The sequence below is a fragment of the Streptomyces sp. NPDC044984 genome (assembly GCF_040646935.1).
Lineage (GTDB): Bacteria > Actinomycetota > Actinomycetes > Streptomycetales > Streptomycetaceae > Streptomyces.
Window position 1 is genome coordinate 1 of the sequence record NZ_JBEZBE010000058.1, and the last position, 16,874, is coordinate 16,874.

General features: G+C 72.1%; 13 protein-coding genes, 2 pseudogenes and 1 riboswitch. Of the genes and pseudogenes, 11 read left to right on the plus strand and 4 right to left on the minus strand.

Features of this window, described 5'->3' with window-relative positions:
- From AB0A94_RS36215 to AB0A94_RS36235, 5 genes and pseudogenes are all read left to right on the plus strand, one after another.
- Positions 1 to 131: pseudogene (locus AB0A94_RS36215) on the plus strand (4-hydroxy-3-methylbut-2-en-1-yl diphosphate synthase); the annotation flags it as partial.
- Positions 132 to 161: 30 nt separating this feature from the next.
- Positions 162 to 2,075, plus strand: a complete 1,914-nt coding sequence (gene dxs / locus AB0A94_RS36220) for a 1-deoxy-D-xylulose-5-phosphate synthase (RefSeq protein WP_361750956.1) — start codon at positions 162 to 164, stop codon at positions 2,073 to 2,075.
- On the plus strand, positions 2,072 to 3,475 hold the full coding sequence (locus tag AB0A94_RS36225; RefSeq protein ID WP_361750958.1) for an aspartate aminotransferase family protein: 1,404 nt from the start codon (positions 2,072 to 2,074) through the stop codon (positions 3,473 to 3,475). Before dxs ends, AB0A94_RS36225 begins: the two co-directional genes overlap by 4 nt.
- 75 nt (positions 3,476 to 3,550) lie before the next feature.
- Positions 3,551 to 4,174 (plus strand): XRE family transcriptional regulator, encoded by a 624-nt coding sequence (locus tag AB0A94_RS36230; RefSeq protein ID WP_361750960.1) that lies wholly within the window; start codon positions 3,551 to 3,553, stop codon positions 4,172 to 4,174.
- Positions 4,171 to 4,299, plus strand: a complete 129-nt coding sequence (locus AB0A94_RS36235; protein WP_217136958.1) for a DUF6126 family protein — start codon at positions 4,171 to 4,173, stop codon at positions 4,297 to 4,299. Before AB0A94_RS36230 ends, AB0A94_RS36235 begins: the two co-directional genes overlap by 4 nt.
- Positions 4,300 to 4,319: 20 nt before the next feature.
- Here the strand turns inward: AB0A94_RS36235 and AB0A94_RS36240 are convergent, their stop codons facing one another.
- Complete coding sequence (locus AB0A94_RS36240) at positions 4,320 to 5,117, minus strand: tyrosine-protein phosphatase (RefSeq protein WP_361750962.1); 798 nt, start codon at positions 5,115 to 5,117, stop codon at positions 4,320 to 4,322.
- A gap of 171 nt (positions 5,118 to 5,288) precedes the next feature.
- On the opposite strand from AB0A94_RS36240, the gene AB0A94_RS36245 reads away from it, so the two are divergent.
- The 4 genes from AB0A94_RS36245 (at position 5,289) to AB0A94_RS36260 (ending at position 11,059) form a co-directional block, all read left to right on the plus strand.
- On the plus strand, positions 5,289 to 7,361 hold the full coding sequence (locus AB0A94_RS36245) for an alpha-galactosidase (RefSeq protein ID WP_361750964.1): 2,073 nt from the start codon (positions 5,289 to 5,291) through the stop codon (positions 7,359 to 7,361).
- Positions 7,362 to 7,675: 314 nt separating this feature from the next.
- Positions 7,676 to 7,837: riboswitch (cyclic di-AMP (ydaO/yuaA leader) on the plus strand.
- Between the two features lie 4 nt (positions 7,838 to 7,841).
- Positions 7,842 to 8,783: a peptidoglycan DD-metalloendopeptidase family protein gene (locus AB0A94_RS36250; RefSeq protein WP_361750966.1), complete on the plus strand. Its 942-nt coding sequence runs from the start codon at positions 7,842 to 7,844 to the stop codon at positions 8,781 to 8,783.
- Positions 8,784 to 8,988: 205 nt separating this feature from the next.
- Positions 8,989 to 9,774, plus strand: coding sequence for an SGNH/GDSL hydrolase family protein (locus AB0A94_RS36255; protein WP_361750994.1), 786 nt, complete (start codon positions 8,989 to 8,991; stop codon positions 9,772 to 9,774).
- 91 nt (positions 9,775 to 9,865) lie between these two features.
- Positions 9,866 to 11,059: an MBL fold metallo-hydrolase gene (locus AB0A94_RS36260; RefSeq protein ID WP_361750968.1), complete on the plus strand. Its 1,194-nt coding sequence runs from the start codon at positions 9,866 to 9,868 to the stop codon at positions 11,057 to 11,059.
- A gap of 282 nt (positions 11,060 to 11,341) precedes the next feature.
- On the opposite strand, the gene AB0A94_RS36265 is transcribed toward AB0A94_RS36260, so the two are convergent.
- Positions 11,342 to 12,130, minus strand: a complete 789-nt coding sequence (locus tag AB0A94_RS36265) for an alpha/beta hydrolase (protein ID WP_361750970.1) — start codon at positions 12,128 to 12,130, stop codon at positions 11,342 to 11,344.
- A gap of 246 nt (positions 12,131 to 12,376) precedes the next feature.
- Here AB0A94_RS36265 and AB0A94_RS36270 point away from each other — a divergent pair, with 246 nt between their 5' ends.
- Positions 12,377 to 13,378 carry a nitronate monooxygenase family protein gene (locus AB0A94_RS36270; protein WP_361750972.1) on the plus strand — a complete coding sequence of 334 codons (1,002 nt, stop codon included), beginning with the start codon at positions 12,377 to 12,379 and terminating at the stop codon, positions 13,376 to 13,378.
- Here AB0A94_RS36270 and AB0A94_RS36275 read toward each other — a convergent pair.
- Both AB0A94_RS36275 and AB0A94_RS36280 read right to left on the minus strand, forming a co-directional pair.
- Positions 13,366 to 13,570: pseudogene (locus tag AB0A94_RS36275) on the minus strand (alpha/beta hydrolase); the annotation flags it as partial. The gene AB0A94_RS36270 and the pseudogene AB0A94_RS36275 overlap by 13 nt on opposite strands.
- A 41-nt stretch (positions 13,571 to 13,611) precedes the next feature.
- The gene (locus AB0A94_RS36280) at positions 13,612 to 14,583 is read right to left on the minus strand and encodes an alpha/beta hydrolase (protein WP_361750974.1); all 972 of its coding nucleotides are present in this window, start codon (positions 14,581 to 14,583) and stop codon (positions 13,612 to 13,614) included.
- A gap of 355 nt (positions 14,584 to 14,938) precedes the next feature.
- On the opposite strand from AB0A94_RS36280, the gene AB0A94_RS36285 reads away from it, so the two are divergent.
- Positions 14,939 to 16,816 (plus strand): amidohydrolase, encoded by a 1,878-nt coding sequence (locus AB0A94_RS36285; RefSeq protein ID WP_361750996.1) that lies wholly within the window; start codon positions 14,939 to 14,941, stop codon positions 16,814 to 16,816.
- Positions 16,817 to 16,874: the final 58 nt, after the last annotated feature.

Below are 16,874 nucleotides of genomic sequence, written 5' to 3' on the forward strand. Positions count from 1 at the left end.
AGGGCGAGGTCATCAAGACCGTGCCCGAGTCGAAGATCGTGGAGACGCTGATCGAGGAGGCGATGAAGATCGCCGAGGAGATGGAGAAGGACGGCATCGCGTCGGGGGAGCCGGCCGTCACCGTGAGCTGAACAGCACGGAATTCCGAAGGGGGCCCGAGCGTGACGATCCTGGAGAGCATCCGGCAACCACGTGACCTGAAGGCGCTGTCCGAGGCGGAACTCGGCGAACTGTCCCATGAGATCCGGGAGTTCCTGGTGCACGCGGTCGCCAGGACCGGCGGACACCTCGGACCCAACCTCGGGGTGGTGGAGCTCACCGTCGCCCTGCACCGGGTCTTCGAGTCGCCCGTGGACCGCATCCTGTGGGACACCGGCCACCAGAGCTACGTCCACAAACTCCTGACCGGGCGTCAGGACTTCTCCAAGCTGCGCGGCAAGGGCGGCCTGTCCGGCTACCCCTCCCGCGAGGAGTCCGAGCACGACGTCATCGAGAACAGCCACGCCTCCACGGCCCTCGGCTGGGCCGACGGACTCGCCAAGGCCCGCCAGGTGCGGGGGGAGAAGGGCCATGTCGTCGCGGTGATCGGCGACGGCGCCCTCACCGGCGGCATGGCCTGGGAGGCGCTCAATAACATCGCCGCCGCCAAGGACCGGCCGCTGATCGTCGTCGTCAACGACAACGAACGCTCCTACGCCCCCACCATCGGCGGACTCGCCAACCACCTCGCCGCCCTGCGCACCACCGACGGCTACGAACGCGTGCTGGCCTGGGGCAAGGACGTGCTCCAGCGCACCCCCGTGGTCGGTCCCACCGTCTACGAGGCGCTGCACGGCGCGAAGAAGGGCTTCAAGGACGCCTTCGCCCCGCAGGGTCTCTTCGAGGACCTCGGCCTGAAGTACCTCGGCCCCATCGACGGCCACGACGTCAAGGCCGTGGAGTCCGCGCTGCGCCGCGCCAAGCGCTTCCACGGACCCGTCCTGGTCCACTGCCTCACCGAGAAGGGCCGCGGCTACGAACCCGCCCTCGCCCACGAGGAGGACCACTTCCACACCGTCGGCGTGATGGATCCGCTCACCTGCGCGCCCCTCGCCCCGTCCGGCGGCCCGTCCTGGACCTCCGTCTTCGGCGAGGAGATCGTCCGGATCGGCGAGGAACGCGAGGACGTGGTGGCGATCACCGCCGCCATGCTGCATCCGGTCGGTCTCGGCGCCTTCGCCGAACGGTTCCCGGACCGGGTGTGGGACGTCGGCATCGCCGAGCAGCACGCGGCCGTGTCCGCGGCGGGCCTGGCGACCGGCGGCCTGCACCCGGTCGTCGCCGTCTACGCCACCTTCCTCAACCGCGCCTTCGACCAGCTGCTGATGGACGTGGCGCTGCACCGCTGCGGGGTGACCTTCGTCCTGGACCGGGCCGGTGTCACCGGCGTCGACGGGCCCTCCCACAACGGCATGTGGGACATGTCCGTCCTCCAGGTCGTCCCCGGCCTGCGCATCGCCGCGCCCCGCGACGCCGGCCAGCTCCGCGCCCAGCTGCGCGAGGCGGTCGCCGTCGACGACGCGCCCACCCTGCTCAGGTTCCCCAAGGAGTCCGTGGGCCCGGCGATCCCCGCGCTGGACCGTGTCGGCGGCATGGACGTGCTCCACCGGGCGGACGCCCCCGAGGTGCTGCTGGTGGCCGTGGGAGTGATGGCGCCGGTCTGCCTCCAGGCCGCCGAACTGCTCGAAGCGCGGGGGACCGGATGCACCGTGGTCGACCCCCGCTGGGTCAAGCCCGTGGACCCGGCCCTGCCCCGACTGGCCACCGGGCACCGCATGGTGGCCGTCGTCGAGGACAACAGCCGTGCCGCCGGGGTCGGTTCGGCGGTGGCGCTGGCACTGGGCGACGCCGGGGTCGACGTGCCCGTGCGGCGGTTCGGGATCCCGGAGCAGTTCCTCGCCCACGCCAAACGCGGTGAGGTGCTCGCCGACATCGGCCTCACCCCGGTCGAGATCGCCGGCCGCATCAGCGCGGGCCTCGCCGTCGGCGAGGAGCCCGTGAAACAGTCACCGGACCCACAGGAGCCCCAGGCATGACCACCGCGGAGTCGTCGCAGACCGGGGGGTTCGACCTCGGCGCGCTGCTGGCCGAGCGCGGAGCCGAGCGCTACGAGCTGCACACCCGGTACCTCAACCACCAGCTCCCGCGCATGCTGCACACCATCGGCTTCGACAAGGTCTACGAGCGCGCCGAGGGCGCCCACTTCTGGGACGCCGACGGCAACGACCACCTGGACATGCTCGCCGGGTTCGGGGTGATGGGCCTGGGCCGCCACCACCCCGTGGTCCGCAAGGCGCTGCACGACGTCCTGGACGCCTCCCTCGCCGACCTCACCCGCTTCGACTGCCAGCCGCTGCCCGGCCTGCTGGCCGAGAAGCTGCTCGGGCACAGCCCCCACCTGGACCGGGTCTTCTTCGGCAACAGCGGCACGGAGGCGGTCGAGACCGCTCTGAAGTTCGCCCGGTACGCGACCGGCAGACCACGCGTGCTGTACTGCGAGCACGCCTTCCACGGCCTGACCGCCGGCTCGCTCTCCGTCAACGGCGAGACCGGTTTCCGGGACGGCTTCGCCCCGCTGCTGCCCGACACGGCCGTACCGCTCGGCGACCTCGACGCGCTGGAGCGGGAGCTGCGCGAGGGGGACGTGGCCGCCCTGATCGTGGAGCCGATCCAGGGCAAGGGCGTCCACGAGGCGCCGCCGGGCTATCTGCGGGCCGCGCAGGAGCTGCTGCACCGGCACAGGGCGCTGCTGATCGCCGACGAGGTGCAGACGGGACTGGGCCGGACCGGCGACTTCTACGCCTACCAGCACGAGGCGGGGGTCGAGCCGGACCTGGTGTGCGTGGCCAAGGCGCTCTCCGGCGGCTACGTACCGGTGGGCGCCACCATCGGCAAGGACTGGATCTTCAAGAAGGTCTACTCGTCGATGGACCGGGTGCTGGTCCACTCGGCCAGCTTCGGGGCCAACGCCCAGGCCATGGCGGCGGGCCTCGCGGTGCTGTCGGTCATGGAGGACGAGCGGATCGTCGCGAACGTCCGGAGCACCGGCGCGCTGCTGCGGACCCGGCTGGCCGCGCTGACCGACAGGTACGAGCTGCTCGCCGACGTCCGAGGCCGGGGCCTGATGATCGGCATCGAGTTCGGCCGGCCCCGCTCGCTGAAGCTGCGCTCGCGCTGGACCATGCTCCAGGCCGCCCGCAAGGGACTCTTCGCGCAGATGGTGGTCGTACCGCTGCTGCAGCGGCACCACATCCTCACCCAGGTCTCCGGCGACCACCTGGAGGTGATCAAACTGATCCCGCCGCTGATCATCGGGGAGCGGGACGTGCACCGGTTCGTGGACGCCTTCACCGCGGTGATGGACGACGCGCACGACGGCGGCCTGGTGTGGGAGTTCGGCAGGACGCTGGTGAGACAGGCCGTCGCCAACCGCTGAAACCCGCGTCGCGCCGGGATTTGCCCCATAGGCAAGAAAATTGCCCGTGGGGCAAATCCAGGGCTCAATGGAGGCATGAGCTCCTCCGAGGCCGGGCCGCCGGCCGAACCGGCCGACGCGCTCCCCGCGGTCGCGCCGCAGCTGCGTGCCCTGCGGCGACGGGCCTCCCTCACCCTGGAGGCCGCCGCCCGCGACGCGGGTCTGTCGCCCGCGCACCTCTCCCGGCTGGAGACCGGACAGCGCCAGCCCTCGCTGCCGATGCTGCTCTCCCTCGCCCGCACCTACGGTACGACGGTCTCCGAGCTGCTCGGCGAGTCGGCCGCCGACCGGGACGCCGTGGTGCGCGCCGCCGACATGGAGTCCACGGCGGCGGGCGGCTGGACGTACTGGCAGGCCGGCGCCGCCGGACGCGGCATGCAGGCCCTGCGGGTCCGGGTGCCGCACGGCTCCCAGGGCGACATCGTGCGCGTCCACCCCGGCGAGGAGTGGCTGTACGTCCTCAAGGGGCGGCTGCGGCTGCGCCTCGGGGACACCCTGCACCGGCTCGGCCCGGGGGACAGCGCCCACTTCGACTCGCTGACCCCGCACCGCATCGCCGCGTCCGACCCCGACGGGGTCGATCTGCTGTTCGTCCACACCCTGCTGCAGAGTCCCACGGCCGCGCTGTGCCTGGGCCCGATCCACGGAGAAGCGACATGACCGGCAAAGACATGGAAGAGAAGCTCCCCCGGGCCCTGTGGGTGCGGCTGTTCATCTACGTGGCGGTGGGACACCTCTTCGCGGCCTTCATCTACTTCCTCTTCGAGATGGCTCCGAAGAAGTAGGCGCCCGCCTCGGGCCCGCCTCAGTCGAGCAGGCGCTCGCGCAGCCGTTCCCGGGTCTCGGGAGTGAGTCCGAGCGCCTGCTCCAGGTAGGGGTCCACACCGCCCCAGGTCTCCTCGACGGTCTCGAAGGCCGCCGACAGATACTCCGCGCGCGCGTCGAACAGCGGGCTGAGCAGCTCCATGACCTCGGGGGAGTAGGCCGAGGCGGAGGTGCCGCTGCGGTGCACCTTGTAGCGGCGGTGCTTGGCGTTGGACTTCAGGTAGTCGTCGACGATCGCGTCGCGTTCGACGCCCACCGCGAGCAGCGTCACCGCCACCGACAGTCCCGCGCGGTCCTTGCCCGCCGCGCAGTGCATCAGCGCGGGGACGCTGTCCTCGGCGAGCGCGCGCAGCACCCGGGAGTGCTCGGCGGTGCGCTCCTTGATGATCAGCCGGTAGGAGCTGATCATCCGGTCCGCGCCCTTGCCGTCCGCGAGGATCGAGCGCAGCTGCTCCAGATCGCCGTCGCGGACCATCTTCCAGAACTCGGCGCCGTCGGCCGGGTCGCTGAGCGGCAGGTTCACGTTGCGCACGCCCGGCAGCTCGACGTCCGGCCCCTCCAGCTTCTGGTCGGCCGCGTTGCGGAAGTCGAAGACCGTGTGCAGTCCGAGCGAGGACAGGAAGGCGGCGTCCTCGGCGGTCGCATGGGCGAGATGGCCGCTGCGGAAGAGCACTCCGTGCCGCACCCGCCGACCGTCGACGGTCGGTAGTCCGCCCACGTCGCGGAAGTTGCGTACTCCGGTCAGCTCGGGTTCGGTCGACGGGATCTGCTGCGTCACGAAGGACTCCTCCCACTCGGCGCCGCCGGCGGGGCTCGCCGACGGGCACCACTTGACGATACGACATGCCTGCCTGGGGCAATGAGTTGTCCACAGGCATTGCCCGGACACCCCCGCGACCCTGATGATGTTGGTGTCTGATCGCATCTGTTCGGGTATGTTGGAGGTTCGGTGACGCAGGTCTCCCAAGACGGTCGTACCTGGCTCCTGTCGGGGCCGGCCAGCAGCTACGCGCTCCATGTCACGGACCGCGACGAGCTGGTGCATCTGCACTGGGGCCCGAGGATCGCGCTCGCCGACGCGGAGGCCCTCGCCGCGCGCCCGCTGCCGGACGACTGGCCGTTCGAGTCCCGCCTGGACGGGCGCGAGGAGTACCCGGTCGAGGGCGGCCCCCGCTTCGTCCGGCCCGCCCTGTCCGTACGCACCGCGGACGGGCGGCGCGGCACCGAGTGGGCCTTCGACGGCCACGAGAGCGACGACGGCGAACTCCGTCTCCGCTTCCGCGACGGCGGACTGACCGTGACCCTGCACTACCGGATGCGCGACGACGTGGTCGAGCGCTGGGTGACCCTGCACAACCGGGGACCCGCGGCCGAACTCCTGCGCGCCGACTCCGCCACCTGGACCCTGCCCGAGCGCGAGCACTGGCGGCTGTCCCAGTTGCACGGCCGCTGGGCCGCCGAGTCCCGGCTGACCCGCGCCCCGCTCACCTACGGCGAGAAGGTCGTCGGCAGCCGCCGCGGCCACACCGGACACCAGCACCTGCCCTGGGTCGCGCTCGACACCGACGCGACCGAGGAGCGCGGCGAGGTCTACGGCTGCGCCCTCGGCTGGTCCGGGTCCTGGCGCATCTGCGTCGCCCAACTCCCCGACGCGCGCGTGCAGATCACCGGCGGCGCGGGGCACGACGACTCCGGCCTGCTGATGCTGGGCACGGAGGAGACGTACGTCACACCGGTCTTCGCCGGTCTGTGGAGCGACGGCGGCTTCGGCGGCGCCAGCCGTGCCTGGCACGCCTACCAGCGGACGCACGTCGTCCCGGACGCGGACCGGGACCGGCCCGTGCTGTTCAACTCGTGGGAGGCCACCGGGTTCGACATCTCGGAGGAGCAGCAGCGGGAGCTCGCGGCGCGGGCCGCCGCGATGGGCGTCGAACTGTTCGTGGTCGACGACGGCTGGTTCGGGGCACGGACGAGCGACCGGGCCGGGCTCGGCGACTGGACGCCCAACCACGGCCGCTTCCCCGGCGGCCTGAAACCCCTCGCCGACCATGTGCACGGGCTCGGGATGCGGTTCGGCATCTGGGTCGAGCCCGAGATGGTCAACCCGGACAGCGACCTCTACCGGGCGCACCCCGACTGGGTGCAGTTCCAGCCGGACCGCCGGCGCACGGAGTTCCGCAACCAGCTCGTGCTCAACCTCGCGCGCGACGACGTCCGGGAGTACCTCTGGGAGCGGCTGGACGGGCTGCTCTCCGGCACCCCCGTCGACTACGTGAAATGGGACTTCAACCGCTGCTTCAGCGACGCCGGCTGGCCGGACGACCCGTATCCGCAGCGGCTGTGGACCGACCACGTGCGAGGCCTGTACGCCCTGCTGGACCGGCTGCGGGCGGCCCATCCGGGGGTGGCCTTCGAGTCCTGCTCGGGCGGCGGCGGGCGGATCGACCTGGGGGTCCTCTCCCGTACCGACCAGGTGTGGACCTCGGACAACACCGACCCGCTCGACCGGCTCGCCATCCAGCACGGCTTCAGCCAGCTCCACCCTGCCCGGGTGATGGCCGCCTGGGTCACCGACAGCCCGAACGCGATGCTCAACGGGCGGGTCAGCTCGCTGCGCTTCCGGTTCGTCAGCGCCATGGCCGGGGTGCTCGGCGTCGGCGGCGACCTCGCGCGGTGGACCGAGGAGGAGCTCGCCGAGGCGCGGGAGTGGGTCGCGCTCTACAAGGAGATCCGGCCCGTCGTCCAGCGCGGCGACCTGTACCGGCTGCGCCCGCCGGAGGGCGGGCTGAGCGCGGTGCAGTACGTCCTCGGCGACGAGACCGTCGTCCTCGCCTGCCTCCAGGCGCAGCACCACGGGGAGCCCGTCCCGGCCCTCCGGCTGCGCGGCCTCGACCCGGAAGCCTCGTACGAATGCCGCGAAACGGGCGAAACGCACCGAGGTGCCCTCCTGCTGCACCATGGGCTGCGCATCGGTCTGCGGGGAGATCTGGACGCCGTGGTGGTGCGGTTGCGGCGTCTGTGATTCTCCCGATTCGGGTGTTCTGTCCGATTGGGCGGTTTCGCCATAACGCGCCCCGAAAGGGAGGGAGATGGGGAGGGGGTGCGTGAGCATCGTCATATCCGTGACGATGTGTTATCGCCATGCTCACGTAATTCTGGTGGATGGCAAGGGAATTCGCGCGGGAAAGGGAATCCCGGCTGACGCTCGGTGACGTCAATTCCGCCTTTGGATCACGGAAAACGGGTTCGCGGTGAACTCCGTGCTTGTCCCTTCGCGTCCGGGTCGCTTACGTTCACCACCGATCCGGACGGACGCCTAATCCTGCCGCCGCCCGGAGCCCGCACACACTGACCCGTGTACGGCAGGAGCGGGGGACCCACAGGTACGACCGCCTGTTCCGGTTCCCGGGACGGCTTGGGGTTAAGCCGCGCGACAGCGCGGCCGGGCATCTCCAGCCCGAACCCGACAGCTCACCTCGTAGGCGCCGGAGAGGAATTCGTCATGCCCGCGAAGGGTAAGCACCGCCGTACCAAGGCCCAGCGTTTCACCCGCTCCATCGCCGTCGCCGGAACCGGTGGCGCCGCACTCGCCCTGCCGTTCCTCGGCGCCACCGGCGCGCACGCCGCCACGCCGCAGACCGCCCCCGAAAAGGCCGTCCAGACCCTTTCCGCCGCCGGCCAGAAGACCGTCGCCGAGAAGGGCGACGAGGCCCGCACGTACACCGTGAAGGCCGGCGACTACCTCGCGAAGATCGCCGAGACGGAGCACGTCGACGGTGGCTGGAAGAAGCTCTACGCGGACAACCGCGAGGCCGTCGGTGACGACCCGGCGCTCATCCACCCCGGTCTGAAGCTCTCCGTCGACGGCGGGGCCGCCGCGAGCGCGCCGCAGAAGCCGTCCTCCGCCAAGGCCCCGCAGGCCCCGGAGCAGAAGGCCGAGCAGCCCGCCGAGCAGCCGGTGGAGCAGTCCGCCGAGCAGCCCTCCTCGGAGACCTCCACCCAGACCACGGGCGCCGACCAGGCCGCGAGCACCTCCGGTTACAGCTCCCCGGTGCCCGGCGCCGGGCTCGGCACCGCCTACAAGGTGGCCGGCAGCATGTGGTCCAGCGGCTACCACACCGGCGTCGACTTCGCCGTCCCGACCGGCACCTCCCTGAAGGCCGTCGGCGCGGGCACCGTCGTCTCCGCCGGCTGGGCCGGTGCGTACGGCAACCAGGTCGTCATCCAGCTCGACGACGGCCACTACGCCCAGTACGCCCACCTGTCCTCGCTCTCCGTCTCGGCCGGCCAGACCGTGACCGGCGGCCAGCAGGTCGGCCTCTCCGGCTCGACCGGCAACTCGACCGGCCCGCACCTGCACTTCGAGATCCGCACCACCCCGGACTACGGCTCGGACGTGGACCCGGTCGCCTACCTCGGCTCGAAGGGCGTCTCCATCGGCTGACCCCCGCGGCGACCTTCCTGACACGCGCGCCGAAGGCCGGACCCCGATCCCCGGGTCCGGCCTTCGGCGTATTCCGGAATTGGCCAACATTTTGAGAGTGTCTTATCTCACCGTCCGTCAACCCTTCCTTACGGTCGCGTAGGTCACATTAGAAGGTGAATCATGAGCGGTTGTGGCAGACGATTCGAAGAGTGACAGCAGAGCAGTGATCGGGTCGTACGTGGCGGTGGGGGACAGCTTCACCGAGGGCGTCGGCGACCCCGGCCCCGACGGGGCGTTCGTCGGCTGGGCCGACCGGTTCGCCGTGCTCCTCGCGGACCTCCGGCCCGAGGGCGACTTCGAGTACACCAATCTCGCCGTGCGCGGAAAGCTGCTGGACCAGATCGTGGCGCACCAGCTGCCGAGGGCGGTCGAACTCGCCCCCGACCTGGTCTCGTTCTGCGCGGGCGGCAACGACATCCTCCGCCCGGGCAGCGACCCGGACGAGGTGGCCGAGCGGTTCGAGCGGGCGATCGCCGCGCTCACGGCGGTGTCCGGAACGGTGCTGGTGACGACCGGGTTCGACACCCGCGGCGTGCCCCTGCTGAAGCATCTGCGCGGCAAGATCGCGACGTACAACGGGCACGTGCGGGCCGTCGCCGACCGCTACGGCTGCCCGGTGCTCGACCTGTGGTCCCTCAGGAGCGTCCAGGACCGCAGGGCCTGGGACGCCGACCGGCTGCACCTGTCGCCGGAGGGGCACACCCGTGTCGCGCTCCGCGCCGGGCAGGCCCTCGGCCTGGACGTCCCCGCCGATCCCGAACAGCCCTGGCCGCCCCTGCCGCCCCGCGGCACCCTCGACATCCGGCGGGACGACGTCCAGTGGGCCCGCGAGTACCTGGTGCCGTGGATCGGCCGCCGGCTGCGCGGGCAGTCGTCGGGCGACCACGTGATCGCCAAGGGAACGCTGTCGCCGGACGACATCAAGGTACGGATCGCCTCGGTGGCGTGAGAGCCGCCCGTCGGACGAGGCCGGTCCGGCACCCCGGTGCCGGACCGGCCGCACATAATGGACTGTCTGACCGACTCCACCTGGAGGTACCGTGGCCGGTTCCCGTTCCCAGAGCTCCGGGCCGCGTGCCCTGCGGCCCGTGGCCTTCGGCGCGGACCCGAGTGGCGAGCGCATGGCACGCATCCGCAGATCCCCGCACTTCAAGGACGGCGTGTTCCAGAACCCCGGGGGCGCTGCCCGGATCCGCCCGTCGGGGTCGACGCGGGACCTGGCGAAGATCTACCTCGACAAGGACTCCCGGTCCCGCCGCGCCCCGAAGGGCACCATCCCGGTGCATCCGACCACCCTGGCCGACATCTCCCGTCCGCCGGCCACCGGGCTGCGCCTGACCTGGATGGGCCACTCCGGCGTGCTCGCGGAGATCGACGGGCACCGGGTCCTGTTCGACCCCGTGTGGGGTGAGCGCTGCTCACCGTTCCCCTTCGCCGGACCCCGGCGGCTGCACCCCGTGCCGCTGCCGCTGGCCGCGCTCGGCCCGGTCGACGTCGTCGTGATCTCCCACGACCACTACGACCACCTGGACCTGCCCACGATCAAGGCGCTGGCCGGCACGGACACCCTGTTCGCCGTGCCCCTCGGCGTCGGCGCGCACCTGGAGCGCTGGGGTGTGTCCGCCGGGCGGCTGCGCGAGCTGGACTGGCACGAGACGACGAAGGTCGGCGGACTCACCCTCACCGCCACCCCGGCCCGCCACTTCTGCGGCCGGGGCCTGCGCAACACCCAGCACACCCTGTGGGCCTCCTGGGCGGTCGCGGGCGAGGAGCACCGGATCTACCACAGCGGCGACACCGGCTACTTCGAGGGCTTCAAGGACATCGGCGCCGGCCACGGCCCGTTCGACGCCACGATGATCCAGGTCGGCGCGTACTCGGACTTCTGGCCCGACATCCACATGACGCCCGAGGAAGGCGTCCGGGCCCATCTCGACCTGCAGGGCGGCGACGCGGCCGGCGTGCTGCTGCCCATCCACTGGGGCACCTTCAACCTGGCGCCGCACGCGTGGGCGGAGCCGGGGGAGTGGATGAAGGACGTGGCCGAGGAGGCCGGGCAGGCGGTGGCGTTCCCGCGGCCGGGTGAGCCGTTCGAGCCGGCGGGGGAGCTGCCGGTGGAGGCGTGGTGGCGGGCGGTCTCCGGTCCGATCGCCAGTCCGTGGCGCCGTCCCCGGATCACTGAGGGGGCGGCCGAGACGAGCAAGGGCGATCTCGACCTCGCCGGTGAGCGGTGACGTCGGTCGGGGACGAGCTGAGGGAGATGTTCCGGATGCTGGAGCGTCTTCCGGCTGAGGGGCTGGATCGTTCGCCGGGAGCCTTGGACGGGGCGCCCCGGGGGGAGCGTGAAGTCGCTGCGCAGTGATCCAGACCGCTGCCGTCGCCAGAGGGCCGGTCTCGGGTTGTCGTCCGCACACGCATTGTGCGGCGCTGAGCCCGCAGGGGGCCGCCCGGGCGGCAGGGTCCGGACGGCCCTGCCCGGACCCTGCCGCCCGGGCAGCCCGATGCCCTTCGTCAGGTCAGCCGCTGACGGTGTCGAGCACCACCCGGGTGACCTGCTCGGGGTCGTCGGACATCGGTGAGTGCCCGCAGCCCTTGAGCGAGACGTGCCGGGCGCCCGGAAGCAGCCGTGCCGCCCTGAGTGCCTGATGGGGTGGGGTCATCAGGTCCCGGGTGCCCCAGCCGACCGTGACCGGGACCGGAACCTCCGGGGTGAAGGCCCGCAACCGGTAGGCGCGCACAGCGCGCTGCGTCGGCTCGAAGCCGGGAGAGCGGGCCAGGTTGCGCAGCGCGCCGGCGGCCGCCGCCTCCGGAATCCGCCAGGGCCGGGCGGCGAGCTGCCAGAAGGCCACGGTGCGCCCGATCGGGTGTCCGGCGATCCAGTGAGGGCGTTCGGCGCAGGCTCGTGCCATCGCGTGGGCGACGCGGAGCGATCCGAGGGCGTAGGCGGCCTCGGGGCGGGTCCACAGCCCGATGGGGGACAGCGTGACGGCGCTGCCGACCGCGCCGCCGCGGGCCAGTTCCAGGGCGACGGCCCCACCGAGGGAGTTCCCCGCGACGGGCGGGCGGGTGAGGCCGGCGCCGGGGAGCCACTCGGCGACTGCGGCGGCCAGCGCCTCGACGGTGGGCGTGGTCCCTCCAGGGAGCGGGGGGCTGTCACCGAAGCCCGGGAGGTCGACGGCCACCACCTCGTGCTCGCGGGCGAGACGCTCCAGGACGGGCGTCCAGCCGTCCCGGTCGAGTTGGAGGACGACCAGCAGGGGAGGCCCGCTGCCGAGCCGCCGTGACACCAGTTCCAGGTCCGGCATATCCGCATCGTAGGGGGACGGTCCAGGACGCGCACCCGTGCACGGAAGCACCTGTCGGTGGTCCGTCAGGCAACTCTTCCGCGGCCCAGGTTCCGGGCGCGGTGACCGGGACCCGGCACGATCCGGAAGGCAAGCCCTCCGGACCGGGCGGTGTCCACCCGCACGGTTCGACAGGTGGCCGGGAACCGTCACGCCTAGGCTTGGCAGGGACGATCCCTGTCTCGGATCCCGCGGGATGGAGGCGCGATGTTGCGGACACCGGTGTGCGGAGTACTGGGCATCGAGGTGCCGATCGTGCAAGGACCGCTCGGAGGACCCTGGCAGCAGAGCATGCGGCTTGCCGCGGCGGTCAGCGACGCCGGGGCGCTGGGCAGTGTCCCCACCACGCTGCGCACGCCGGCGCAGGTCCGTGACGACGTGCGCCGGCTGCGGGATCTCACCGACCGGCCGTTCGCGCTGAACATGACCCGGCGGCCGTTCGACCCCGAGGTCTTCGACGTGGTGATCGCCGAGGCCCCACCGGTGTTCTCCTTCGCGCTCGGCGAGCCGGGTGACCTGGTGACCCGCGTCCACGATGCCGGCGCGATCTTTCTGCAGCAGGTGACGACGGTCGAGCAGGCGGTGCGCGCGGCCGAGGCCGGCGTCGACGTGATCAGCGCGCAGGGCACCGAGTCCGGCGGGTTCTGCGGCGATGTCAGCACGATGGCGCTGGTGCCGCAGGTCGTCGACGCCGTCCGGCCGCTGCCGGTACTCGCCTCCGGCGGCGTCGCCGACGGGCGGGGCATCGCCGCGGCACTGGCCCTGGGGGCGCAGGGCGTGAACATCGGCACCCGGTTCCTGGCCTCGGCCGAATGCGGGGTCAGCGACGACTGGAAGGCAGCCGTCGTCTCCGCCGCCAGTCAGGACGCTGTCAAAGTGGCGTTCGTCGAGCACATCCTGCCCCCGCCGACCGAGGGCGGGTACACGACCGTCCCCCGGTCGCTGCGCACCCGGTTCGTCGAGGAGGGGAACGCCGGCCCCGAAGCGGCCGCCGCCCGCGCCGAGGCGTTGCGCAGCGAGGTGATGACGTCGATGCGCGACGGTACGGCACACGAACTGATCCCGCTGACGGGCCAGAGCGCCGGCCTCGTCCGCGACATCGCCCCGGCCGCCGAACTCGTCCACCGGCTGATCACCGAGGCGGAGGCGACGCTACGCGCTCTGGCCGACCTGGCGTCGGCGAGGAACGACGCCGACGAACCCGGGTAGGAACGGCCTCCCGGAACGACCGAGTCGTCGATCCGGGAGGCCACTGAGGTGATGTACGCGGCATCGCGGTCCGGACCCCGGAGCGGGTTCGGCGGCGCCACCACCGGGATGCCGCGGTTCCGCGCGGACGCCGGACCGACCGCCGGCGTCCGCGAAGGCGCCATGGACGGGCAGGGCGGTCGGGGCGGTCACCGTCTCCGCGCTCCTCGGGACGGGCGGGCCGGGGCGTCGCGTCAGCGGTCGTGCAGCGCGGCGCGGAGCACGGTGACGGCCTGGTTGATCGCGGCGTCGGCGGCATGGGTCCCGCGCAGGGCGTTGAGCATGACGAAGTCGTGGATGACGCCCTGGTAGCGGACGGCCGTGACGGGCACTCCCGCCTGGCGGAGCTTGCCCGCGTAGGCCTCGCCCTCGTCGCGCAGGACGTCGGCCTCGGCGGTGACGACCAGCGCCGGCGGCAGGCCGGCGAGCTGCTCGGTGGTGGCGCGCAGCGGAGAGGCGGTGATCTCCGCGCGCTGCTCCTCGTCGGTGGTGTACTGGTCCCAGAACCACTGCATGCCGTCGCGGCGCAGGAAGTAGCCCTCGGCGAACCGGTGGTAGGAGCCGGTGTCGAAGGCGGCGTCGGTGACCGGGTAGAACAGCACCTGCTGGACCAGCGGGAGGCCGCCGCGCTCCTTGGCCATGAGGGTCAGGGCGGCGGTCATGTTGCCGCCGACGGAGTCCCCGGCCACGGCCAGCCGCGAACCGTCCAGGCCCTTGGCCGCGCCCTGCTGGACGATCCACCGGGCGACCGCGTAGTTCTGCTCGATGGCCACGGGGTAGCGGGCCTCGGGGGAGAGGTCGTACTCGGGGAAGACCACGGCCGCCTCCGCGCCGGTGGCCAGTTCCCGGACCAGTCGGTCGTGGGTGTGGGCGTTGCCGAAGACCCAGCCCGCGCCGTGGATGTAGAGGATCACCGGCAGGGCACCGCCGGCGCCGACCGGTTTGACGACGCGGGCCCGGACGCTGCCCGTCGGGCCGCCCGGGACGGTGATCCACTCCTCGTCGACGTCCGGCTTGGCGATGTCACCGGACTGCACGTCGTCGACGGCCTTGCGGCCCTCCGCCGGGGGCAGATCGAACAGGTAGGGCGGGTTGGCGGTCGCCTCGGCGAACGCGGCCGCGGCCGGCTCCAGGACCGGCTGGACCGGCTCGACGGTGTGGGACATGAAAACTCCTGGACTCAGGTGTGGTGCCGGTGTCTCCGGCGAGGCGGCCCCCGCGGACGGACAGGTCCGCCGGGCCGTCTCCGGGCACGCTAGGACCGCGAAACCGCCTGCCGTTGCACGTCCGTGCACCGGCTCTGACCTCACCGTGCACGGAAGGCGGCGCGGTGCACTGCCGGACAACGTCCGGTGCGCTGACCGGAAACCGGACCGATGCGGCCGGGCATAGCGTGGCGGCGAAGCAGCCGCGGAACGGTCCCTCGCGCACCCCGTCGCCGACATCCCCTCCGGACTCGGGCGCGGCCTTGGCGGAAACCCACCTCGTACGTCCTTTGGAGGTTGTCGAAAGGTGTCCACGATGCCGGTCGGCGGGCTGATCCCCCGCGCCACCGACCACGCGGCGGACCTCGTCGTCCGCAATGGCAGGATCCACACCGGTGACCCCCGTCGCCCGCAGGCCGAGGCGATCGCCGTCCGCGACGGGGTCGTCACGGCCGTCGGGGACGACAAGGACGTGGCCGACCGCGTCGGTCCTGCCACGAAGGTGGTCGACGCACTCGGCCGCAGGGTGATCCCCGGACTCAACGACGCCCACCTGCACGTCATCCGCGGCGGCCTCAACTACGTGCTGGAACTGCGCTGGGACGGCGTCCGCACGCTGCGCCACGGGCTGGCCATGCTGCGCGAGCAGGCGGCCCGCACCCCCGGGGGCCAGTGGGTGAGAGTGGTCGGCGGCTGGTCGGCCGAGCAGTTCGCCGAACGGCGGCTGCCCACGGTCGCCGAGCTGAACGCCGCAGCCCCGGACACCCCGGTGTTCGTCCTGCACCTGTACCAGTCCGCGATCCTCAACCGCGCGGCCCTCAAGGCCGCGGGCTACGGCAAGGACACGCCCGACCCGCCCGGCGGCCACATCATGCGCGGGCGTGACGGTGAGCCGACGGGCATGCTGCTGGCAGCCCCGAGCGCCCTGATCCTCTACTCCACCCTGGCCAAGGCGCCGGTACTGGACGAAGAGCACAGGAAGACGTCCACCCGCCACTTCCTGCGGGAGCTGAACCGGTTCGGGCTCACGTCCGCGATCGACGCGGCGGGCGGGTTCCAGAACTTCCCGGACGACTACGAAACGATCGCGGAACTGGCCAGGGAGGGCGAGCTGTCCCTGCGCATCGCCTACCACCTCTTTCCGCAGACGGCGGGACAGGAGATCGACGACCTCAGGCGCTGGATCGGCATGGTCCGGCCCGGGGACGGCGACGAGTGGCTGCGCCTCAACGGCGCCGGGGAGAACCTCACCTGGGCGGCGGCGGACTTCGAGAACTTCGCCCAGCCGCGCCCCGAGCACACCTCCGACTACGAGGTGGAATTCGAGGAGGCCGTGCGCCTGCTCATGGAGAACGGCTGGGGATTCCGGCTCCACGCCACCTACGACGAGACCATCCGCCGGGACCTGGCCGTGTTCGAGAAGCTCGCCGCGGAAGGCCTCTTCCCCGGCGGGAACCGGTGGCTGTTCGACCACGCGGAAACCGTGTCCGCCGACAGCCTGGACCGCATCGCCGCACTCGGCGGAGCCGTGTCCGTGCAGAACCGGCTCTCCTTCCAGGGCGAGGCGTTCGTACGCCGCTACGGCCCGGGTGCCGCCGCGGACGCACCGCCGATCCGCTCCATGCTGGGCCGGGGCCTGACCGTGGGGGCGGGCACGGACGCCACCCGGGTCTCCTCGTACAACCCGTGGATCGCGCTGCACTGGCTGGTCACCGGCCGTACGGTCGGCGACCTGACCCTTCGCCCGCCGCACAACCGGGTCGACCGGGAGACCGCGCTCGAGATGTTCACCAAGGCCGGGGCCGCGCTCACCGGTGAGCAGGACCTCAAGGGCGTCCTGCGTCCGGGCTTCCTCGGTGACCTCGCCGTGCTGTCGCACGACTACTTCGCGGTCCCCGAGCCGGAGATCCCGCACATCGAAGCCCTGCTGACGGTCGTCGGCGGCCGGATCGTCCACGCCGCCGGCGAGTACGAGGGCATCGACGAGATGGTGCCCGCGGTGACCCCCGAGTGGAGCCCGGTGGCGCACTACGGCGGCTATCAGGCCACTCCCGGTCCCGGACATCGGGGTGCCCGCCAGGCGGAGTTGCTGGGTGAGGCCGTGGCCGAGTCGGAGCTGCACCGCCAGTGGCGAGCCCGCCGCGACCTCGTCCCCGGGACCGACAGCCCGGTCCTCGACCCCTGCTTCTTCTGAGCCGGGACCTTCGAACCTTCTTGTCCCAGGCCGCGGACGACCGTCCGTGACCGTCACC